A 21377-nucleotide genomic window follows, 5' to 3' on the forward strand; every position below is an offset into this window, starting at 1 on the left:
GGCTCCGCCCGATCGGTGTGAAGGGGTCGTCGAACGGTTACTCGAGGATGTTGTCGATCGGTGCGGCGCCCACCTGGCGGGGGTTGCCGCGGGTGAGCCGCTTCGGCAGCCGGTCGGCCAGGCCGCCGATCGGGGCGACCGAGCGGTTGAGGAGCTCGACCACCTCGTTGAGATGGTCGACGGTCTCCTGCATCTCGGCCAGGTTCGGGGGGAGCGCGGCGAGGGTCTCGGACAGTTCGGAGAACTTGTCCAGCGGGCCGCCCGGGGCGATGAGCTGCTCCAGCGCACCGCCCTCGCCGACCAGCTGATCGAGCAGGCCGTCGTCGGAGGCCGCCCGGTCCAGGACGCCGCCGGGCTGGGCCAGCTTCTCCAGGACGCCGTCCGGGGCGGTGAGCTTGTCCACCACGCCGCCGCGCGTGGTGAGGCGGTCCAGGATGCCGTCGTTCTCGGTGATCTGGTCCACGACGCCGCCCGGGCGGGTGAGCCGGTCGAGGGGGCCGTCCTTGGCGGCGATCCGCATCAGGGCGCCGTTCTCGTCGGTCATCATGTCCAGCAGTCCGCCGCGTTCGGTCAGCTTCTCCAGCAGTCCGTCGGACGCGGTGAGCCGGTCGATCACGCCGTCGCGCCGACTCAGCCGGTCGAGCGGTCCGCCGGTGGAGATCAGGCGGCCGATGGGCCGATCCGGGGCCAGGAGGCTCGCCACCTGCGTGAGGATCTGCATCGGCGCGCCGATCGCGGAGACCTCGCTGCCGCCGGAGAGCCCCAGAGCCGAGTTCACCTCGGTCTCCACCCCGGCCACCGCGACCCGGGCCACGTTGATGGCGGATTCGACGGTGCCGAGTGCGATGCCGACGGCGGCGAAGCCGAGCCGGACCGGAAGCTTGACCGCATCGCGCGGTTGCAGTTGAGAGTCACTCATACGCGGGGATGATACCGCCACCGGATGGCAGCGTCACCCGGCGAGGCCTCTCACCTGCGCCGTAACCGGACCTATCACTCTTCTGGGCGAGTGGTTCGGGTGGCCGGGAGAGGCCCGGGCGCGGTCAGAACAGGCCGGTGAGGAATTTCAGGACGGCGTCGAGCTCCTGGCGCTCGGCGGTGGCACGGTCACCGGTGAGGTAGCTGGTCGCGGTGACCCGATTGCTGGAGAGCTGGGCTTCGGCCAGATAGCGCAGCGACTCGTGGAGAACGGTCGAGTCGTCCTGCAGCGTCTGGCTGAGCATCAGCGGCCGACTGAATCCGGTGCGGGGCAGTTCGAGTCCGGTCCGCAGCGTCCGGGCCAGCTCCGGGTTCGACGAGATCGGCTTGTTCACCAGCTCGCCCAGGGCCGTGCCGCGCACGGGCTTGCGCATGTCCGGTGCGCACGCGGTCCGCTCGGCCAGGTCCACCAGTTTGCGGCCCTTCGGCGTCAGGATCGGGTCGATCTCCTCGGTGTCGATCGAGGCCAGAGCGAAGACGACGTCGGCGGTCACCGGCTCGTTCACCGCTCCGGAGTTCGGCTGCAGATCCGCTGATCAGGGCATCCCGTCCGGCCGGGATGCTGGTGGCCACGGCGCCGCGGAAGTCGATGTTCTTCTCCTTGCGCCGGGTGGCCTCGCGGGCCAGCCGGATCGCGGCGCCCGCCCCCTGGGCGTCGCCCAGGATCGCCCAGCGCGACGAGAGCGAATCGTCGACGACGACGCCGGCCAGCACCGCGTCGAACATGTTGCCCGCGGTGGTCCCGTGGTCGATGTACTGCGGCCCGGTGGGCACGCCGATGGCGCCGTAGTCGGGCGTGATCACGGCGAAGCCGCGGCGCAGCAGCGCGGTGATCGTGTCGGTGCCCGCCGCATCGCTGTTCACCGAGGCGTTGCAGGGTTCGGCGACGCCGTAGCCCGCCGGAGCGTTGACCACCACGGGCCAGCCGCGGGCCGGTGCCTTGCCGGGCGGCTGGACGAGGGTCGCGATCGCCAGGTGGAGGGCGTCGTCGACACCGGTGGTCCAGTAGCTGTACCGCTGACCGGCCGCGGCGCCCGGCGGCAGCTGGTCGCCGGAGAGCACCCGGTTGGTGTAGACGGTGCCGGGGGTCTGGCCGGGGGCGGTGCCGACCGTGGGGGAGTCGGTGGGATCGGCGACGGCCGCCGCGGCGGTGACCCCGCCCGCGACCAGGGCGGCCGCGGCGGCGACCACGGCGAGGGACTGACGGAGTCGAGGATGCCGGTTCATCATCGGTGTTCTCTGTTCGCTTGAGGGTGGATCGACTCGACGGGCGGGGACCGACCCGGGGGCCGGTTCGCGCTACCGGCCCGGGTTCTCGACGACGCCGACGGCGGGCAGGAAGTAGCAGGTGCGGCCCTGGTTCTCCGTGGTGCCGAAGACCGCGGTGAGGATCGAGCCCTGCGCGGTGTCGACGCGCGCCAGCCGCAGCGGCACGCTCTTGCCCAGCGCGCGCAGGATCGGCGAATTCGTCTTGTCCAGCGTGGTCAGGTCGACGAGCCCGCCGCGCATGGTGGCGACGTTGAACCAGGCCACCTGGAACTTGTCGTTCTTGTGGGTGGCCGGCGGCACCAGCGCGAAGGCGGTCTGGTCGGCGCGCAGCACGGTGGCGGCGTCGGTCACCTGATCGCTGTCGAGCATGTCGTCGAGAAGCGTGATGCCGATGGCGTTCAGGAACGACTTCAGGGCCGCGGGCGCGGTCTGGCCGTTCGGGCCGAGCGCGGGGAACGGTCCGGGGAACCCGAACGCCGGTGCGGCGACCAGGCCCAGCGGATTGTTGTTCGACGGCGTGGCGCAGAACGGGGAGAACGCCGGGGTGAGGACGGTGGCGCCGGTGAGTTCCTGGAATCTCTGCAGGGCCGTCTGGGCGGGGTCGGGCTCGGCGACGGGGGTGGCCGCGGCGGGCGTCGGCGTCGGGACCGCGCGGACGGGGGTCGGGGTCGTCGCGGGGGCGTCGCTCACGGCCGGTGCGGAGGTGGACGTGGCGGGAGCGGACGTGGCCGGCGCGGAGGTGGCGGGCGTCGAGGTGGCCGGAGCGGAGGTGGACGGCGCAGCGGTGACGGGGGCGGCCGGTTCGGTCGACGCCGAGGGTTCGGCCGACTCGCTCGGCTCGGCGGATTCGCTCGGCGTCGAGGACGTGGTCGGCGCCGAGCGCTTGTTCGGCGAACTGGACGTCGTCGGCGAACTGGGCGTCGTGGGTGAGCTGGGCGTCGTCGGATCGCTCTTCTCCGGGGTCGACGAGCCGAAGAGGCCGCCGAGCGTGCTCAGGTCGGGACGACCCTCGGCGCCGAGGATCGCTTCGAGGGCCTGCCTGGCCGCCTCGTCGCCGCGGCCCGACTGCAGGGTGCGCAGGGCCTCGGTCAGGTCGGACTCGACCGGGATGATGCCGAGGGAGAGCTTGCTCAGGTCGGGGACGGTCGGGGTCACCGGCTCGGCGTGCGCGGGCACGGGACCGGTCAGAGACACGGCGACGGCGACCGCGAGGGCGACCAGACCGGTGCGGGTGGCGAATCGAGAGCGAGCGGTCACGGGCGACCTCCTGAACGAGAGCGGTACTGCGGTGGGGACGTTTCCGACACAGTGTTCCGGCCGCGACGGCTGTTACTCGTGTGACGAAAGGTGTCCAAGTTAAAGGACAACATCGTTGGGGCATTTGTGCAAGTCGTCGAGTCGGACTCGTGACTTCCGTCCTGCGCCCACGGCCTTGTGCTAAGAGGGTGCGCCGGTGTGCGTCGTACCGGAGTTCGCGGCACCGGAGATGCACGAGGGCCCCGCACCGAGTGGTGCGGGGCCCTCGTGGCCGAGTTCGTGAAGTGCGTCGATCAGATGATCGCGGTACCGATCGTCGGAGCGATTCCGCAGCTGGTGGCGCCCTTGCCGGTCTTGTTCGCGGTGGTGACGGTTCCGTGGATGGTCACCAGGATCCGGCCCTTGCCGGTCTTGGCGATACCGGTGAAGGTGCCCGGGCCCTCCGCGGTCACGTTGATCTTGTCGTTGCGCTTGAGCGTGGTGGTGCCCTGGCGGCCGTTGTCGATGTTGATCCACGAGGCCACCAGCGGCGCGGCCCGGTTGTTCAGCGCGGCGCCGGTGCCCAGCGAGGTGAACACGAAGCCGGCTTCACCGCGCTTCGGGCCGGGCGCCGGAGCGTCCTGCGGGCCCGCGGTGGTCAGTGCCATGCCGACGTGGAAGAGGCCGCCCTTGGTGCAGCCGAAGCCCGCGGTCGGGTACAGGAACTGCTGGATCTTCGGAGCCTTCGGGCCCCGGGGGATCTCGTAGGCCTTCTTCTTGGTCTTCTTGGCCGCGTCGTTCTTGGGGGCGTAGGCCACCTGGACCTCGGCGGCGGCCGCGGCGTTCGGTGCCGCGATGAAGTCGATCAGCTGCCGCCAGGTGTCGGAGACCTCCTTCGGCAGCGCCGCCTTGTTGGCCATCTCGCGGGCGTCCGAGAGGAGCTTGGCGTTCATGTTGCCCTCGTCGTCGCGGGTGGCGACCGAACCGATCAGGGCGGGGGCGAAGGCGCCGAGCGACTCGAGGACGCGCTTGTCCACCTCGCGGCGCTGCTCGGGCAGCGGGAAGCCCGGGGCCTGCTGAGCCGCCGGGGCGGCCGGCTCGGCGTGCGCCATCGGTGCGGCCGGTGCTGCGACCGCGAGTGCGGCGGCGAGCGAGACAGCGGCGACGGCGGCGCGCGTGCGCTGGGTGCGTGCAATTCGCACAGCAGATTCCTAACGGTCGAGGACAGTCGTCTGCGGGGCAGTCTAACCCGATTCTCATGAAAGAACCGAGCCGGGAGAGGCGATCGCCGTTCCCGGAGACCCGAACGGTTCACCGGGAACCGAAGCGTTCCACGCGGTTCTTCGCACGTGGGTTAGATTTCTCCCGATTGATCCGATCCTCTCTGGGAGTGTCCACGTGTTCCTCACCGCTTTCCGCCGTCGGGCGCTTGCGCTGCTCACCGCGGGTGCCGTCGCCGCGACACTCGCCGCATGCGCAGGCGAGACCTCGCCGGAGAAGACCGTCACGGTCCTCACGCACGACTCGTTCACGTTGCCCCAGAACCTGATCGACGATTTCCGGGCCGAGACCGGGATCACTGTGAGCTTCGTCAAGTCCGGTGATGCGGGACAGCTCTCGTCGGTGGTCTCGCTCAGCGCGGGCAAGCCGAAGGGCGACGCCGTCTTCGGGATCGACAACACCTTCGCGGCCCGCCCGATCGAGGCCGGGGCCCTCGAGCCGTACCTGTCGCCGCTGGCCGCCGAGGGCGCCGCGCGCTTCGCGGTGCCCGAATCGAAGAACGAGCTCACCGCCGTCGACCGCGGCGACGTCTGCATCAACGTCGACGGAGCCTGGTACGACCGCGAGAACATCCCGGAACCCACCGGCCTGGACGACCTGCGCGACCCGCGCTACCGGAATCAGGCGGTGCTGCTCGACCCGGCGACGTCGTCGCCCGGCATGAGCTTCCTGCTCGCCACCATCGGCACCTACAAGGACAAGGCCCCCGACTACTGGCGGGCGCTGATCGACAACGGCGCCCAGGTGGTCTCCGGCTGGGAAGTCGGCTACAACCAGCTGTTCAGCGCGGGGGAGGGCCACGGATCCAAGCCGATCGTCGTCTCCTACGCCAGCTCGCCCGCGGCGACGCCGGGCACCAGCGCGCTTCTCTCCGGCTGCTTCGCCCAGATCGAGTACATCGGGATCCTGCGCGGGGCGTCGAACACGGCGGGGGCGAAGAAGGTGATCGACTGGATGCTCGGCCCGGCGGTCCAGCGGGCGCTGCCGACGTCGATGTTCGTCTACCCGGTGCAGGAGGGCACCCCGCTGCCGCAGGACTGGAAGCGCCGGGCCCCCGCGCCCGAGTACCGGGTCACCATGTCGCCGAAGTACATCAACGAGAATCGTGAGGCATGGCTGAAGGAATGGCGCGACACCGTGCGTCGGTGATCCCGCGCCGCGCGGGGGCGCTGCCCGCGCTGATCCCGCTGCTCTTCACCGGGGCGCTGTTCGTCGCACCGCTCGCGGCCCTGGTGGTCCGGGCGTACGCCGACGCCGACGCCGTCGCACCGCTGGAGGCGTGGCGCCGCACCGGGGCGCTGGAGCTGCTCGGGATCACCGTCGGGCAGGCTGCGGCCTCGGCGGTCCTCGCGGTGCTGGTCGCGGCACCGATCGTGTGGCTGGTGTCGACCGTCGACGTCCCCGGCATGCGGGTGCTGCGGGTGATCGTGACCCTGCCGTTCGTGCTGCCCACCGTCGTCGTCGGCGTGGCGTTCCGGGCGCTCGGCTCCGGGCTGTACGACGGTCTGGGCCTGGAGTCCGGACTCGGCGCGGTGCTCATGGCGCACGTCTTCCTCAACGTCGCCGTGGTGGTGCGGGTGGTCTCGGCGGTCTGGCAGCAGATCGATCCGAGCGCGGTGGCCGCCGCCCGGACGCTCGGCGCCTCGCCGGGCCGGGCCTTCGCCGACGTCGTCCTGCCCCGGCTGCTGCCCGCGGCGGCCGCCGCCGCGGCGCTGGTCTTCCTGTTCTGTTCCACCAGTTTCGGGGTGATCGTGATCCTCGGCGACGGCCGGGTGCGCACGCTGGAGACGGAGATCTATCAGCAGGGCGTCGGCTACTTCCGGATCCCCGAGGCCGTCGCGCTCTCGTTCCTGCAGGTGCTGCTGGTGGTCGCGGCGCTGATCCTGGCCCGGCTCCTGGGGCGGGGCACGCCCCCGGCGGTCGGTGATCGCGGCGGTCGGCGGCGTCGCCCCCGCGGCGCGGAGTGGATCCCGGTGGTGGGCGTCGTCGGCTGGGCGGTGTGGTGGCTGGTGGTGCCGATCGGTTCGCTGGTGCTGCGTTCGCTGCGGCCGGCCGGACGCTGGTCGTTCGACGGCTACCGCCTGCTGTTCTCCGGAGCGGACGCCGGCGTCGACGTGGTCGCCTCGCTGCGCTACTCGGTGACCGGTGCGCTGGCGGCCATGGTGATCGCGGTGGCGGTGGGTCTGCTCGCGGCGACGGCGACGATGCGCCGTCGCGACCTGGTGTCCCGGGTCGGTGCCGCGCTGGCGGTGCTGCCGCTGGGGATCAGCGCGGTGACCCTCGGCTTCGGCTACGTGGTGCTGATGACCTGGTTGCCGCGCGAGGTCGGCACGTCGCCGCTGCTCATCCCGTCGGTGCAGGCGCTGATCGCGATCCCGGTGGTGATCGGGATGATCGTGCCCGCGCTCGCCGAGGTCCCGGCCCGCCGCCGGGACGCGGCCGCGGTGCTCGGCGCGGGCCCGCTGCGCGTCTTCTGGACCGTCGACCTGCCGATGATCGCCCGGTCGCTGTGCGCCGCGGCCGGATTCGCGTTCGTGATGGCGATCGGCGAGTTCGGCGCCACCACCTTCCTGGCGCAGCCGAACACCACCACGCTGCCGGTGCTGATCGGTTCGCTGATGGGCCGGCCGGGCGCCGACAACCTCGCCGCGGCGATGGCGGCCTCCGTGCTGCTGGTGCTGGTGAGCGCCGTGGTGATCTTCCTGGTGGAGCTCGCCGAGCCCGGCCGCCGCCGCGACGATCGACCGGAGTCCGACTCCGCCGACCGTGCGGGGCCCGGACCCGACCTCGATGCCCGGAGTGGGCGTGTCCTCGCTGATCGAGCGGAGTCGAGATCACTCCGTCGACGGACTGACCGGAGGAGTGGTTGATGGCTGTACTGGAACTGACCGGCGTCACCGTCGGCTACGGAACGACGACGGTGATCGACGGCCTCGACTGGGCGGTCGGCGTGGCCGACAGCCCGGTGAGCGTGCTGCTGGGCCCGTCGGGCTGCGGCAAGTCGACGCTGCTGCGGGCGATCGCCGGCCTGGAGCCGCTGACCGCCGGAAGCATCCGGTGGGACGGCGAGGACCTCTCCCGGACCCCGGTGCACCGGCGCGACTTCGGGTTCGTCTTCCAGGACGGGCAGTTGTTCTCCGGGAAGACGGTCGCCCAGAACATCGCCTACGGCCTGCGGCTGCGCAGACGGCCGCGCGCGGAGATCGCCGCGCGGGTCGAGGAGATGCTGGACCTGGTGCAACTGCCGGGTGCCGGGGATCGCCGGGTCGGCGCGCTCTCCGGCGGGCAGGCGCAGCGGGTCGCGCTGGCCCGGGCGTTGGCGCCGCGGCCGCGACTGCTGCTGCTCGACGAACCGCTCGCCGCGCTCGACGCCCGGTTGCGGGAGGAGCTGGCCTTCGCGATCGGCGACATCGTGCGGGCCGCGGCGACGCCGACCGTCGTCGTGACGCACGACCGTGCCGAGGCCGCCGTGCTCGGCGACGAGGTGTCGGTGATGCGCCGGGGTGCGCTGGTCCAGACCGCGCCGCCCGGCGAACTGTGGCGTCGACCCGCCGACGACTGGGTGGCCGCCTTCCTTGGGGCCACGCTGATCATCGACGCCGAGGTCGATACCGCCGCGAGCGGGCGTCCGGTCCTGCGCACGCCGTTCGGCGCCGTGCCCGCCGACGCGGTGGACGGTCTGCCGCCGCGGGGGCCGTGCCGCCTGGCGCTGCGACCGGAGTCGCTGTCGGCGGCGCCCGCGAGTCGAGGCGGGGCCGACGGGGTCGTCACCCACGCGGCGGTGTTGCCCGCGGGCACCCGGCTGCGGGTCGCGACCGCGGCGGCGGGCGAGGTCGATGCGATGTCGGCGACGCCGCTGTCGGCGGGCGATGCGGTGTCCCTGAGCCTGAACCCGGCGCACGTCGCGGTGGTCGGAGCGGGGGCGCGATGAGGTTCGTGGTGGCCGGGGCCGTCGTCCGGTCCGCGCCGGACGGCCGACGGGAACTGCTGCTGGCGCAGCGGAGACGTCCGCCGGAGGTGGCGGGCCTGTGGGAGCTGCCCGGCGGGAAGGTCGACGACGGCGAGTCCCCGGCCGACGCGCTGGTCCGCGAGTTGCAGGAGGAGCTCGACGTGGTCGTGACGGTGGGGGAGCGGCTGACCGAGCGGGTGGCTCTCCGCGCCGATCTCACGATGGTGGCCCTGTGGGCGGCGCCGACGGAGGGGGAGCCGCGCGCCGTCGAACATCAGGCGCTCGCCTGGGTCGACGCCGACGCCCTCCGGGTGCGAGCCGCGCACGGGACGCTGGTTCCGGCCGACACCGCGTGGCTCCCCGAACTCCTCGCGCACCTCGACGAGAGCCGGTGACGCGAGACCCTTCGAGACGCGAGACCCTTCGACCAGGGCTCCTTCGTCGCCCCGCTCAGGGATCGGAAGGGACGGCTCGGGGAGCGGTGGGGTCGCCTCTTCCGATCCCCGAGCCGGGGACTCGGGGATCGGTGGGGGCCGTCCGTTCCGATCCCTGAGCCGGGGAGGAGCGCAGCGACGAGTCGAGTCGAAGGGGATCCGCGCGCGGACGGGTCAGCGGCGCAGTGCGGCGTCGACCGCGGCGACGACGAGGTCTCGCGGTGCGGGAGCGTCGTCGCCGAGCAGTTCCAGCGCCCGGTTCCCGGACAGCACGGCGATCCCGTGGACCGCCGTCCACAGGGAGATCGTCGCAGGTCGGGAAGGCTCTTGGCGGAACTCGGCGACCACCTCGTGCAGGTCGGACAGGAGGGGCAGCGTGGTGGCGCGCAGGTTCGCTCCGGCGCCGTCGAGCAGGTCGTGCCGGAACATCAGCGCGAACATCGCCCGCCGTCGCGACGCGAAGTCGACGTAGACGACGGAGGCCTCGACGAGCCGATCGCCGGCGGGGAGCCCTCGATCGTGGAGCGGCCGCCGGACGGCGACGGCCAGGTCGGACAGCCCCAATGCGGCGATCGCCGCCAGCAGGCTGCGGTGGGTGGGGAAGTAGCGGCGCGGCGCGCCGTGGGAGACGCCGGCCCGCCGGGCGATCGCCCGCAGTCCCAGATCTCCGGAGTCTTCGTCGATCAACTCGACCCCGGCTCGGATCAGGCGTTCTCGGGTGTCGACGGAATCGGTTGCGGCAGCCATGTAGACAGTGTCTAACATGAATCGAGTAGACAATGTCTACTACGTTGCCGGACGGTGTGGAAGGAATGCGCGATGTGGTACCGGATCTTCAAGTACGTGCTGGTCGGACCGCTGCTCCGGGTGTTCGTCCGGCCGCGCACGGTGGGCCTCGAACACGTCCCGGGGTCCGGGCCGGTGATCGTCGCGGCCAATCACCTGGCGATGATCGACTCGCTGATCCTGTGCCTGGTGCTGCCGCGCCGCCTCGGATTCGTGGCCAAGAGCGAGTACTTCGAACGACCGGGACCGGTGGGCCTACTGCAGCGATGGTTCTTCACCGCGGCCGGACAGATCCCGATCGACCGGACCGACTCCGACGCCGCGGGCGCCGCGCTGGACACCGCGTGCCGCCTGCTCGAGGTCGGCGGGGTCTGGGCGGTCCACCCGGAGGGGACCCGTTCCCGGGACGGCTCCGCGCACCGGGGGAGGACCGGGACGATGCGCGTCGCACAGCGGACCGGGGCGCCGGTGATCCCCGTCGGGATCCGCGGTACGGCCGCGGTGAATCCACCGGGATCACGCCTCCTGCGGCCCGGCCGGGTGGAGGTGGTGATCGGGCGGCCGCTCGACGTCGACGTCGACGAGGTCGGGGTGCGCGCCGCCACCGACCTGCTGCTCGATCGGATCACGGTCCTCTCCGGGCAGCGCTATGTGGACCGGTACGCCTGAGACCTCCGCCGATCACCGCGTCGAGGAGGGGCGCAGCGGCGAGCCGGGTCGACGGGGCTCCGTGCGCCGGGCGGGGCGCCGCGGGCTGTGAGATTCGTCGTACCCCGGCACGGCGTCGTCCCACGGCCGCCCCGCGGACGGCGACGCCCCGGCACGACGGTCCGCGGCGAGCTCGACGTCGAACGCCGCCCGGGCCCGCGAGGGGCGGATCGGAACCGGGACGCGGTACCGGAGCGTCGGACCGCACGGCACCGTCCGGGCGGTGCCGGATACGGCAGCGGGAGTCGGAGGTGGAGGCGGTAACGGCTGGTCATCGCCCCCGTCGGCCGGGATTGACGCGGGCGTTCTCCAGGGCCTTGCGGGCGTCCTTCTTCGACATCGAATCGAGGTCGAGTCGCTTCATCTTGTGCACCACGACGGGGCACTTGAGGCACCGGACGCGCTTCTTGCAGCACTTCCTCTTCGGCTTCAGGTGTGCGACCTTCGCCGGGTCCGGTTTCTTCTCGCCCATACCCTCCAGGGTACGCCCGTCCGACCTGGCCGAATGACCGGTGATCGCGCGATGCCCGTGGTTGCCGCTACCCTTATGAGGTTCATTTTCGCCCCCGGTCCGCCTCGGACCGTGCGCAGGCGGATCCGAGAGAGAACGAGAGAGACCTCAGTGAGCCCTGTCACCAACTTCCGCAACGTCGCGATCGTGGCGCACGTCGACCACGGTAAGACCACGCTGGTCGACGCGATGCTGCGCCAGTCCGGTGTGTTCGGCGAGCGCGCCGAGCTCGTCGACCGCGTGATGGACTCCGGCGACCTCGAGCGCGAGAAGGGCATCACCATTCTCGCCAAGAACACCGCCGTGCACCGCCGTCAGCCCGACGGCACCGAATACGTGATCAACGTGATCGACACCCCCGGCCACGCCGACTTCGGCGGCGAGGTGGAGCGCGGCCTGTCGATGGTCGACGGCGTCGTGCTCCTCGTCGACTCCTCCGAGGGTCCGCTGCCGCAGACCCGCTTCGTGCTGCGCAAGGCGCTCGCCGCGTCGCTGCCGGTGATCCTGGTGGTCAACAAGACCGACCGTCCCGACGCCCGCATCGAGGAGATCGTCACCGAGTCGCAGGACCTGCTGCTCGATCTGGCCTCCGACCTCGACGACGAGGCCGCCGAAGCCGCCGAACTGGCCCTGGAGCTCCCGGTGCTGTTCGCCTCGGGCCGCGCCGGCATCGCCAGCACCGAGATGCCGGCCAACGGCGAGGTCCCCCCGGGCGAGAACCTCGACCCGCTGTTCGACGTCCTCATCGACAACATCCCCGCGCCGAAGGGCGACACCGAGGCCCCCCTGCAGGCCCACGTCACCAACCTCGACGCCTCGCCGTTCCTGGGCCGCCTCGGCCTGGTCCGCATCCACAACGGCACCCTGAGCAAGGGCCAGACCGTCAGCTGGTGCCGCGAGGTGGACGGCGAGCCCGTCGTCGAGAAGGCCAAGATCACCGAGCTCCTGGCCACCATCGGCGTCGACCGCGCGCCCGCCGAGTCCGCCGTCGCCGGCGACATCGTGGCCGTCGCGGGCATGCCGGAGATCATGATCGGTGACACCCTCGCCGCCGCCGAGAACCCGGTCCCGCTGCCGCGCATCACCGTCGACGAGCCGGCCATCTCGGTCACCATCGGCACCAACACCTCGCCGCTGGCCGGCAAGGTGAAGGGCCACAAGCTGACCGCCCGCATGGTCAAGGACCGCCTGGAGTCGGAGCTGATCGGCAACGTCTCGCTGCGCGTCCAGGACATCGGCCGCCCGGACGCCTGGGAGGTGCAGGGCCGCGGCGAGCTGGCGCTGGCCATCCTCGTCGAGCAGATGCGCCGCGAGGGCTTCGAGCTGACCGTCGGCAAGCCGCAGGTGGTGACCCGCAAGGTCGACGGCAAGGTGCACGAGCCCTTCGAGCACCTCACCGTCGACGTCCCCGAGGAGTACCTGGGTGCCGTCACCCAGCTGCTGGCCGCCCGCAAGGGCCGCATGGACCAGATGAACAACCACGGCACCGGCTGGGTCCGCATGGAGTTCACCGTGCCCTCGCGCGGTCTGATCGGTTTCCGCACCGACTTCATGACCGAGACCCGCGGCACCGGCATCGCCAACGCGGTGTTCGCCGAGTACGCGCCGTGGGCCGGTGAGATCCGCGCCCGCCACACCGGTTCGCTGGTCTCCGACCGCCAGGGCAGCGTGACCCCGTTCGCGATGATCCAGCTGGCCGACCGCGGCACCTTCTTCGTCGATCCGGGCGACGACACCTACGAGGGCCACGTGGTGGGCATCAACCCGCGCGCGGAGGACCTGGACATCAACGTCACCCGCGAGAAGAAGCTCACCAACATGCGGCAGTCGTCGGCCGACGTCATGGAGACCCTCGCCAAGCCGATGCAGCTCGATCTGGAAGGCGCGATGGAGTTCTGCGCCGCCGACGAGTGCGTCGAGGTGACTCCCGAGGTCTGCCGTGTGCGTAAGGTCAATCTGGACAGCACGACGCGCGCCCGCGAGCGTTCGCGCGCGAAGGCCCGCGACGCGAACGCCTGAGCACGATCGACGGTCGAGACCCGGCGCACCCGATTCGGGGTCGGTCGGGTCTCGGCCGTCCATCGAGCACGGTCCGCCGGTCGAGCGGAGGCGAGACCGGGCCGCGTTGACAGGATTGCCCCGGAAACAGGAGTGTGATGGTGCGGAACCGGTTCGGTCGCCGGATGGCAGCGGTCGTGTGGGCCGGAGCCCTCGCGGTGACGGCGACGGCCTGCATGGCCGATCCGCCGCCGCCGGTGCGGGAGACGCTGCCGACCCCCACGCCCAACGAGTACCCCGACGAGCGCACGGTGTACCTGGCCACCGATTCGATCGGGGCCGGGTTCAACCCGCACCTGGGCGCCGACCAGAGCTCGGTCACCACCGCCATCGCCGCGATGACGCTGCCCAGCGCCTTCGTCCCGGTCCGCACCCCGGAGGGCGACGAGTGGCGGCAGAACGACGCGCTCCTCACCTCCGCCGAGGTGACCTCCACCGCACCGTTCACCGTGGTCTACAAGCTCGAGAACGACGCCCAGTGGTCCGACGGCCTCCCGGTGACCGGCGACGACTTCACCTACCTCTGGCAGCAGATGGCGCGCCAGCCCAACGTGGTCGGGCAGGCCGGCTACCGGGCGATCAAGAACGTGCAGACCTCCGGCGGCGGCAAGGTGGTGACCGTCGTCTTCGAGAACGAGTACCCGGCGTGGCGCGAGCTGTTCACCAATCTGCTGCCCAGTCACAAACTGCGCTCGGACCCCACCGGTTTCCAGACCGGCATGGATCGGGGCAAGCCGGTGACCGCCGGACCGTTCGCGATCTATTCGATCGACCGGGCCCGGGACGAGGTGCGGCTGATCCGCAACGACCGGTACTGGCGGACGCCGCCGCTGCTCGACCAGGTGGTGCTGCGCCGGGCCGGGACCGCGCCGCAGATGGCGCAGACCGTTCGCAACGGCGACTCCGGCCTGGTCGCGCTCACCGCGGGTGAGGCCGCGGCCGCCGAGGTGTCGGCGATCCCGGGCGTCCGCAGCGCCCGGAGCGCGGCGACCAGGGCGCTCGCCGTCACCCTGAACACGCGTTCGGAGGTGATGAAGCCGCTGCCGGTCCGGCAGGCCCTGATGGCGATGCTGAACACCGACGTGGTCACGGCGGCGGCCGCGGGCGACGACGTGGTGAACCGCTTCGCGAACACCGTGTACACGCCGTCGGACGAGGCCTTCTTCCCGGTGAACCGGCCGCGGACGTCGCAGAACCAGATCCAGTCGTGGCTGGAGGGGGCGGGGTACACGCGGGGCGTTCCGCGGGAGCGCACGGCGTCACCGGTGCCGTCGCCCGTCCCGTCCGCCTCCCCCTCGCAGGAGCCGTCGGCGCCGCCGTCGCAGGAACCGTCGGCGCAGGAACCGTCGGCGTCCGAGACGCCGCCGCCCGCGCCGAGCACCGTCGAGGTGAAAGAGGTGCCCGAACTGCCCTACGGTGTGGCGCCGCTGCTCAAGGACGATGCGCCGCTGGTGGTGCGGATCGGTGCGACCAACACCGACCAGCGCGCGATGTCGGCGGCCGAGAACATCGCCGACCAGCTGCGCGGGCAGGGGGTGCGAGCCATGGTCCGCGGGATGACCAACACCGAGCTCTACGGCCAGGCGTTGTCGGGTTCGGAGGTGGACCTGGTGGTCGGCTGGGATTCGGCGGCCGTCGATCCGGCCACCGCGCTGGCCTCCCGGGTCGGGTGCCAGGCGCCCCCGAAGGGCACCGAGGCCGGTGCGCACACCGTGGAGCCCGAAGCGGATCCGAACGTGGACCACAGCGTGCTGCCCACGCCGACGGGCACCAGGGGACAGCCGACCACGCCGAGTGCGAGCCCGGAGAAGCCGTCCGCGGACAACAGCTACATCGGCAACACCTCGGGGCTGTGCGATCCGACGCTGATCGCGCTCGCCGACCAGGCGATGTCGCAGGAAGACCCCGAGCAGACCCTGATCGAGGTCGAGCCGCTGCTCGCCGCGCAGGCGGTGTACCTGCCGCTCTACCAGGACACGGTGTTCGTCGCGGTGACCGACAAGGTGACCGGGGTGCCGCTGGCCGGCCCGATCCAGATCGGGATCTTCGGAGACGCCGCACGATGGGACCAGTCATGAACGGAATCACCGAACCGCGGCCGGGCCGCCGCCTGCTGCTCCTGCACGCCCACCCCGACGACGAGTCGATCCAGACCGGCGGCGTGATCGCCCGATACCTGGCCGAGGGCGTCGACGTCCGCGTGCTCACCTTCACCCTCGGTGAGGAGGGCGAGGTGATCGGCGACCGGTGGGCGCACCTGGTGGCCGACGAGGCCGACCAGCTCGGCGGCTACCGCATCGCCGAGCTGTCCGCGGCCCTGACGGCGCTCTCCGTGCGGGGACGCGACCTTCTGACGCCCCGTTTCCTGGGCGGCGCGGGCCGCTGGCGCGACTCCGGCATGGCGGGCACGCCGTCGGCGGAGAATCCGCGGGCGCTGGTCCAGGCGTCGGCGGAGGAGCTGACGGCGGCGCTGGTCGACGAGATCACGGCCTTCGATCCGCAGGTCGTCGTCACCTACGACGCCGACGGCACCTACGGCCACCCCGACCACATCCGCGTCCACGAGATCTCTCATCGGGCGCTTCCGATCGCCACCGCACGCCTCGGACATCCGATCAAGGTGTACGAGACGGCCACCCCGGCGAGCGCGCTCGCCGTCGGACAACTCGCGATCGGTGAGATCCCGGACGGTTGGCGGCACCCCGAGCCGGGCGAGCTGGCGAGCTGCCCCGACGAGCTGGTGACCGCCGCGGTCGACGTCACCGAGTTCTTCGAGGCCAAGATCGACGCGCTGATCGCGCATGCGACACAGATCGTCGTCGCACCGGACCGCACCGAGTTCGCCTTGAGCAACATGATCGTGCAGCCGTCCCTGCCGACCGAGTACTTCGTCCGCGTCGACGTCGCCGATCCCGAGTTCGAGACCGACCTCTTCGCCGGCCTGCCCTGAACCGGGCGGAGGCACGCGCCCCGTCGAAGGCCTACAGTGGCTGACGTGATTGAACACGCGCAGCCGACACCGGCGGCGATCCGCCGCGCCCTGCGCCGGGCGAGCGACGGCGTCACCCTCAACGTCGACGAGGCCGCGGTGCTCATGGCCGCCCGCGGCGACGACCTGACGCGGCTGTGCGAGGCCGCCGCACGGGTGCGCGACGCCGGGCTGGCGGCGGAGGGCCGCGCCGGCCAGGTCAGCTACTCCCGCAAGGTCTTCATCCCGCTGACCCGACTGTGCCGCGACCGCTGCCACTACTGCACCTTCGTCACGGTGCCCGGCAAACTCGCCCGGGACGGCCACGGCGCCTTCCTGGAGCTCGACGAGGTGGTCGAGATCGCCCGCCGCGGCGCCGAACTCGGCTGCAAGGAGGCGCTGTTCACGCTCGGCGACCGCCCCGAGGACCGCTGGCCGCAGGCCGGACGGTGGCTCGACGAACGCGGCTACGACTCCACCCTGGACTACGTGCGGGCCGCCGCGATCCGGGTGCTCGAAGAGACCGGACTGCTGCCGCACCTGAACCCCGGCGTGATGAGCTGGGAGGAGATCAACCGCCTCAAGCCGGTCGCGCCGTCGATGGGGATGATGCTCGAGACCACGGCCCGGCGGCTGTTCACCGACAAGGGCGAATGCCACTACGGCAGCCCGGACAAGGACCCCGAGGTCCGCAAACGGGTCCTGGTCGACGCCGGACGGCTCTCGGTGCCGTTCACCACCGGCATCCTGGTGGGGATCGGGGAGAACCGCGCCGAGCGGGCCGACTCGATCCTGGAACTGCGCAAGGTCCACAAGGCCTTCGGACACCTCCAAGAGGTGATCGTGCAGAACTTCCGCGCCAAACCGGACACCGCCATGCGGGGCGCCCCGGACGCGGAGATGAGCGAATTCCTGGCCACCGTCGCCGTCGCCCGGCTGCTGCTCGGGCCGGGCATGCGCATCCAGGCGCCGCCGAACCTGGTGTCGGAGAACGAGTGCCGAGCCCTGATCGCCGCCGGAATCGACGACTGGGGCGGCGTCTCGCCGCTCACCCCCGACCACGTGAACCCGGAGCGGCCGTGGCCGAACCTGGACCTGCTGGCCGAGATCACCGCCTCGACCGGGTACACGCTCACCGAACGGGTCGCCGCGCAGCCGCGGTTCGTGCTCGCCGGCTCACCGTGGATCGATCCGCGCATCGCCCGGCACGTGGCGGCGCTGGCCGACCCGCGGACCGGACTGGCGCGCGACGTGACCCCGGAGGGCCTGCCGTGGCAGGAGCCGGACGAGGAGTGGTCGTCGTCCGGCCGGATCGACCTGAACACCGGGATCGACGTCGACGGGCGCAACACCGAGACCCGCAGCGACCTCGGCAGCGCCTTCGGCGACTGGGACACCATCCGCGAACAGGTGCTCGCGTTGAACGACGCGTCGTCGCCGCGCCGCCTCGACTCGGAGGTGCGCGCCGCGCTGGCGCACGCCGAGAACGACCCGGCGGGCCTGTCCGACGACGAGTACCTGACCCTGGCCACCGCCGACGGCGACGGCCTCGAAGCACTCACCGCCCTGGCGGATGCGATCCGGGCCGACGTGGTCGGCGACGACGTCACCTACGTGGTGAACCGGAACATCAACTTCACCAACATCTGCTACACCGGCTGCCGGTTCTGCGCGTTCGCCCAGCGCAAGGGCGACGAGGACGCGTTCACCCTCTCCACCGACGAGGTCGGCGACCGCGCCTGGGAGGCGCACCTGGCCGGGGCCACCGAGGTGTGCATGCAGGGCGGCATCGACCCCGAGCTGCCGGTCACCGGTTACGCCGACATCGTGCGTGCCGTGAAGAGCCGGGTGCCGTCGATGCACGTCCACGCGTTCAGCCCGATGGAGGTGGTCAACGGTGCCGCCCGCTCCGGCGGGTCGATCCGTGACTGGCTGATCTCCCTGCGCGAGGCCGGACTGGACACCATCCCGGGCACCGCCGCGGAGATCCTCGACGACGAGGTCCGCTGGGTGCTCACCAAGGGCAAGCTGCCCACCGCGTCGTGGATCGAGGTGATCACCACCGCGCACGAGGTGGGGCTGCGGTCGTCGTCGACGATGATGTACGGGCACGTCGACTCGCCGAAACACTGGGTGGGGCACCTGAACGTGCTGCGCGGCATCCAGGACCGGACCGGCGGTTTCACCGAGTTCGTGCCGCTGCCGTTCGTGCACCAGTCCTCGCCGCTGTACCTGGCCGGCGCCGCCCGGCCCGGCCCGACGCAGCGCGACAACCGCGCGGTGCACGCGCTGGCGCGGATCATGCTGCACGGCCGGATCGACCACATCCAGACCAGCTGGGTGAAACTCGGTGTGGAGGGCACCCGCGCCATGCTCCGCGGCGGCGCCGACGACCTCGGCGGCACCCTGATGGAGGAGACCATCTCCCGGATGGCCGGCTCCCAGCACGGTTCGGAGAAGACGGTGGCCGAACTCCACGAGATCGTGGAGGGCATCGGCCGCACCCCGCGGCAGCGGACCACCGAGTACGGCCGCGTCGAGGCGCCGGTCTCCGCACGGACCGAACTGCTCGTCATCGAGGGCTGATTCGCTGGTCGGTGAGCGCCGACTCCTCGCCGGTCGGGCGGTCCTTTTCGCCGATCGGGCAGCCCTTTCCGCTGTTCGGGCGGTCTTTCTCGCTGGTCGGGTAGCCCTTTTCGCCAGTTGAGCGGTCCTTTTCGCTGGTCGATCCTTTTTCGCTGGTCGAGCGGAGTCGAGACCACACTGAGATCTCGACTCCGCTCGATCACCGAGGGGGTACTCGATCACCGAAGCGACGTTCGATCACCGAGGGGGGGTACTCGACCGCCGAGGGGGGACTCGATCACCGCGGGAGCGCTCGACCGCCGAGAAGTCGTCCGATCAGTTCTTCCGGGGCAGCGCGGCGCGCAGGGTGAGCAGGCCGCCCGACAGGTTCGCGACGTCCAGCCCGGCCGCGGACAGCACGCGATAGGCCAGATAGCTGCGCATACCGCTCTGGCAGTGCACGCGGATCGGCCGGCCCGCCGCCGCCTCACGGATCTCCTCGAGCCGCTCACGCACCTGCGTGTGCGGCACCGGGTAGGCGCCGTCCAGATGGTCGCGGTCGTATTCTTCCCGGCTGCGGACGTCGAGGAGGAAGAAGCCCTCCTCCTCCAGCTGATCGGCGTACCAGAGCTTCAACGAGCCGTCGAGGACGTTCTCGGCGATCATGCCCGCCAGGTTCACCGGGTCCTTGGCCGAACCGAACGGCGGGGCGTAGGCCAGATCCAGATCGATCAGATCCGGGCCGGTCATCTGGTTGCGGATCGCCGTCGCCAGCACGTCGATCCGCTTGTCGACGCCGTCGCGGCCCACCGCCTGCGCACCCAGGATCAGGCCGTCCCCGGCGCGCAGGTGCACCAGCAGGTGGATCTGTTCCGCCCCCGGGAAGTAACCCGCATGACTGCCCGGATGCAGGTGCACCGTGTGGTACTCGATGCCCGCCTCGTCCAGCGAGCGGCGATTCGCGCCGGTCAGCGCCGCCGTCAGCTCGCCCACGCGGACGATCGCGGTGCCCACCGGATGCGGGATCGGGCGAGCCGTCTCCGGGCGGACGAGGTGATCGGCCACCAGGCGGCCCGCCCGGTTGGCCGGACCGGCCAGCGGCACCGGGCGCCGCAGCCCGGTCACCGCATCGATGCCGACGGTGGCATCGCCGACCGCCCAGATCGAGTCCAGACTGGTCCGACCGTGCTCGTCGACGACGATCGCGCCCCGGTCGACCTCCACGCCCGCGTCGGCGAACGTCTTCGTGTCGGGGGTCACCCCCGCCGACAGCACGATCACGTCGGCGTCGATCCGGGTGCCGTCGCCGAGGACCACGACGTCCCCGTCTCCGTCGGCGTCGGTCTTCGGCCCGCCCGCTTCGCTCCCGGCGCCGGTCTCGTTCGGCCCGCTCGCTTCGCTCCCGGCGCCGGGCACGATCTCGGTCGCGGCCACGCCGTCGTGCACCGTGATGCCCAGGCGGGTCAGCTCGTCGCGGATCAGCGAGGCCGTCTCGTCCTCCAGCGGGGGCAGCACATGCGGCGCCAGCTCGACGACGTCGACCAGCAGTCCCCGCATGCGCAGGCCCTCGGCGGCTTCGAGGCCGATGAAACCCGCGCCGAGGACCACGGCGCGTCTCGCCCCCGCGCGCACGGTCTCCGCGAGCGCCACGGCATCGCCGACGGTCCGCAGGGTCTGCACGCGCGGCGAGTCCAGGCCGGGGATCGGCGGGCGGATCGCGCTCGCGCCGGGGGAGAGGACCAGGGCGTCGTAGGCGACGGTCTCGACGCCGTCCGCGTGGCGGACCTCGACGGTCTTGGCCTTCGGGTCCACGCCGATCACGTCGTGCCGCACGCGCACGTCCAGATCGAGCGCCGCGTGCAGCGACTCGGGGGTCTGCACCAGGAGATCGTCCCGATCGGCGATCTCCCCGCTCACGTAGTAGGGCAGACCGCAGTTGGCGAACGACGGGTGATCCCCGCGCTCGAACACGATGATCTCCGCGGTCTCGTCCAGGCGTCGCGCCCGCGCCGCCGCGCTCATCCCGCCGGCGACTCCGCCGACCACAACAATTCGCATGATTGCCTCCTCGCCCGGAACTATACCCCCAGGGGTATATGGGAGGGCAAGTCTTCGCGGCCGAGGAGGGTTTTGCTTCACCGTGCGTCAAATTCCGCCCCGGTCGGAGGGGTGCGGTGTCCCGGCCGGGGTCGGCGGGTTCGTCGTCGCCGACGGCCGACGGATAGGCTGTACAGGTCTGTCAGCTACTCATCCCGGTGCGATCAGCCCTCGCCCCGGAGACCTGACGTGTGAAGGAGAGGTGTCGTGACCTACATCATCGCCGAGCCCTGCGTGGACGTGATGGACAAGGCCTGCGTCGAGGAGTGTCCGGTCGACTGCATCTACGAGGGCGGCCGCAGTCTGTACATCCAGCCGGACGAGTGCGTCGACTGCGGTGCGTGCGAGCCGGTCTGCCCCGTCGAGGCGATCTTCTACGAGGACGACGTGCCCGACGAGTGGGAGCCGTACGTCAGTGCGAACGTCGACTTCTTCGACGATCTCGGCTCGCCCGGCGGCGCCAGCAAGGTCGGCAGGACCGACTACGACCCGCCGTTCGTCAAGGAACTGCCTCCGATGGGCGAAGAGGAATAATCG

At 71.5% G+C, this 21377-nt stretch carries 19 protein-coding genes; 12 read left to right on the plus strand and 7 right to left on the minus strand.

The window, feature by feature from the left end; translation table 11 throughout:
* Positions 1-37: 37 nt before the first annotated feature.
* Both QM809_RS09165 and QM809_RS09170 read right to left on the minus strand, forming a co-directional pair.
* Positions 38-919, minus strand: coding sequence for a hypothetical protein (locus QM809_RS09165; protein WP_415045473.1), 882 nt, complete (start codon positions 917-919; stop codon positions 38-40).
* A 124-nt stretch (positions 920-1043) separates the two neighbouring features.
* Positions 1044-1484, minus strand: a complete 441-nt coding sequence (locus QM809_RS09170) for a hypothetical protein (RefSeq protein ID WP_415045475.1) — start codon at positions 1482-1484, stop codon at positions 1044-1046.
* Between the two features lie 53 nt (positions 1485-1537).
* On the opposite strand from QM809_RS09170, the gene QM809_RS09175 reads away from it, so the two are divergent.
* Positions 1538-1768 carry a hypothetical protein gene (locus QM809_RS09175; protein WP_415045476.1) on the plus strand — a complete coding sequence of 77 codons (231 nt, stop codon included), beginning with the start codon at positions 1538-1540 and terminating at the stop codon, positions 1766-1768.
* A gap of 288 nt (positions 1769-2056) precedes the next feature.
* The gene (locus tag QM809_RS09180) at positions 2057-2182 is read left to right on the plus strand and encodes a hypothetical protein (protein WP_415045477.1); all 126 of its coding nucleotides are present in this window, start codon (positions 2057-2059) and stop codon (positions 2180-2182) included.
* Between the two features lie 95 nt (positions 2183-2277).
* Here the strand turns inward: QM809_RS09180 and QM809_RS09185 are convergent, their stop codons facing one another.
* Together QM809_RS09185 and QM809_RS09190 are read right to left on the minus strand one after the other, a co-directional pair.
* Complete coding sequence (locus tag QM809_RS09185) at positions 2278-3504, minus strand: hypothetical protein (RefSeq protein WP_415045478.1); 1227 nt, start codon at positions 3502-3504, stop codon at positions 2278-2280.
* 293 nt (positions 3505-3797) lie between these two features.
* Positions 3798-4685, minus strand: coding sequence for a hypothetical protein (locus tag QM809_RS09190; protein ID WP_415045479.1), 888 nt, complete (start codon positions 4683-4685; stop codon positions 3798-3800).
* 196 nt (positions 4686-4881) lie between these two features.
* Between QM809_RS09190 and QM809_RS09195 the strand changes: the two genes are divergently transcribed.
* The 4 genes from QM809_RS09195 to QM809_RS09210 are packed head-to-tail and all read left to right on the plus strand — an operon-like array spanning position 4882 to position 9108.
* Positions 4882-5913, plus strand: coding sequence for a thiamine ABC transporter substrate-binding protein (locus QM809_RS09195; protein ID WP_415045480.1), 1032 nt, complete (start codon positions 4882-4884; stop codon positions 5911-5913).
* The gene (locus QM809_RS09200) at positions 5877-7634 is read left to right on the plus strand and encodes an ABC transporter permease (RefSeq protein ID WP_415045481.1); all 1758 of its coding nucleotides are present in this window, start codon (positions 5877-5879) and stop codon (positions 7632-7634) included. The genes QM809_RS09195 and QM809_RS09200 overlap by 37 nt, the downstream gene beginning before the upstream one ends.
* Positions 7634-8695: an ABC transporter ATP-binding protein gene (locus tag QM809_RS09205; protein WP_415045482.1), complete on the plus strand. Its 1062-nt coding sequence runs from the start codon at positions 7634-7636 to the stop codon at positions 8693-8695. The genes QM809_RS09200 and QM809_RS09205 overlap by 1 nt, the downstream gene beginning before the upstream one ends.
* Positions 8692-9108, plus strand: coding sequence for a (deoxy)nucleoside triphosphate pyrophosphohydrolase (locus QM809_RS09210; protein ID WP_415045483.1), 417 nt, complete (start codon positions 8692-8694; stop codon positions 9106-9108). Before QM809_RS09205 ends, QM809_RS09210 begins: the two co-directional genes overlap by 4 nt.
* Positions 9109-9321: 213 nt before the next feature.
* Here the strand turns inward: QM809_RS09210 and QM809_RS09215 are convergent, their stop codons facing one another.
* Positions 9322-9894 carry a TetR/AcrR family transcriptional regulator gene (locus QM809_RS09215; RefSeq protein WP_415045484.1) on the minus strand — a complete coding sequence of 191 codons (573 nt, stop codon included), beginning with the start codon at positions 9892-9894 and terminating at the stop codon, positions 9322-9324.
* 72 nt (positions 9895-9966) lie between these two features.
* Between QM809_RS09215 and QM809_RS09220 the strand changes: the two genes are divergently transcribed.
* Positions 9967-10602: a lysophospholipid acyltransferase family protein gene (locus tag QM809_RS09220; RefSeq protein WP_415045485.1), complete on the plus strand. Its 636-nt coding sequence runs from the start codon at positions 9967-9969 to the stop codon at positions 10600-10602.
* Positions 10603-10912: 310 nt separating this feature from the next.
* On the opposite strand, the gene QM809_RS09225 is transcribed toward QM809_RS09220, so the two are convergent.
* Positions 10913-11113 carry a hypothetical protein gene (locus QM809_RS09225; protein ID WP_415045486.1) on the minus strand — a complete coding sequence of 67 codons (201 nt, stop codon included), beginning with the start codon at positions 11111-11113 and terminating at the stop codon, positions 10913-10915.
* 150 nt (positions 11114-11263) lie between these two features.
* On the opposite strand from QM809_RS09225, the gene typA reads away from it, so the two are divergent.
* From typA to QM809_RS09245, 4 genes are all read left to right on the plus strand, one after another.
* Positions 11264-13171: a translational GTPase TypA gene (typA, locus tag QM809_RS09230; RefSeq protein ID WP_415045487.1), complete on the plus strand. Its 1908-nt coding sequence runs from the start codon at positions 11264-11266 to the stop codon at positions 13169-13171.
* Between the two features lie 164 nt (positions 13172-13335).
* A complete protein-coding gene (locus QM809_RS09235) occupies positions 13336-15288 on the plus strand; it encodes an ABC transporter family substrate-binding protein (RefSeq protein WP_415045488.1) in 1953 nt (650 codons plus the stop codon).
* The gene (gene mshB, locus QM809_RS09240; protein ID WP_415045489.1) at positions 15285-16160 is read left to right on the plus strand and encodes an N-acetyl-1-D-myo-inositol-2-amino-2-deoxy-alpha-D-glucopyranoside deacetylase; all 876 of its coding nucleotides are present in this window, start codon (positions 15285-15287) and stop codon (positions 16158-16160) included. The genes QM809_RS09235 and mshB overlap by 4 nt, the downstream gene beginning before the upstream one ends.
* A 45-nt stretch (positions 16161-16205) precedes the next feature.
* On the plus strand, positions 16206-18764 hold the full coding sequence (locus QM809_RS09245; protein WP_415045490.1) for a bifunctional FO biosynthesis protein CofGH: 2559 nt from the start codon (positions 16206-16208) through the stop codon (positions 18762-18764).
* 315 nt (positions 18765-19079) lie between these two features.
* On the opposite strand, the gene QM809_RS09250 is transcribed toward QM809_RS09245, so the two are convergent.
* On the minus strand, positions 19080-20801 hold the full coding sequence (locus QM809_RS09250; RefSeq protein WP_415045491.1) for an FAD-dependent oxidoreductase: 1722 nt from the start codon (positions 20799-20801) through the stop codon (positions 19080-19082).
* Between the two features lie 246 nt (positions 20802-21047).
* On the opposite strand from QM809_RS09250, the gene fdxA reads away from it, so the two are divergent.
* Positions 21048-21374, plus strand: coding sequence for a ferredoxin (fdxA, locus tag QM809_RS09255; RefSeq protein ID WP_415045492.1), 327 nt, complete (start codon positions 21048-21050; stop codon positions 21372-21374).
* Positions 21375-21377 lie beyond the last annotated feature (3 nt).

Source organism: Gordonia sp. (in: high G+C Gram-positive bacteria), from assembly GCF_047600385.1.
Lineage (GTDB): Bacteria > Actinomycetota > Actinomycetes > Mycobacteriales > Mycobacteriaceae > Gordonia.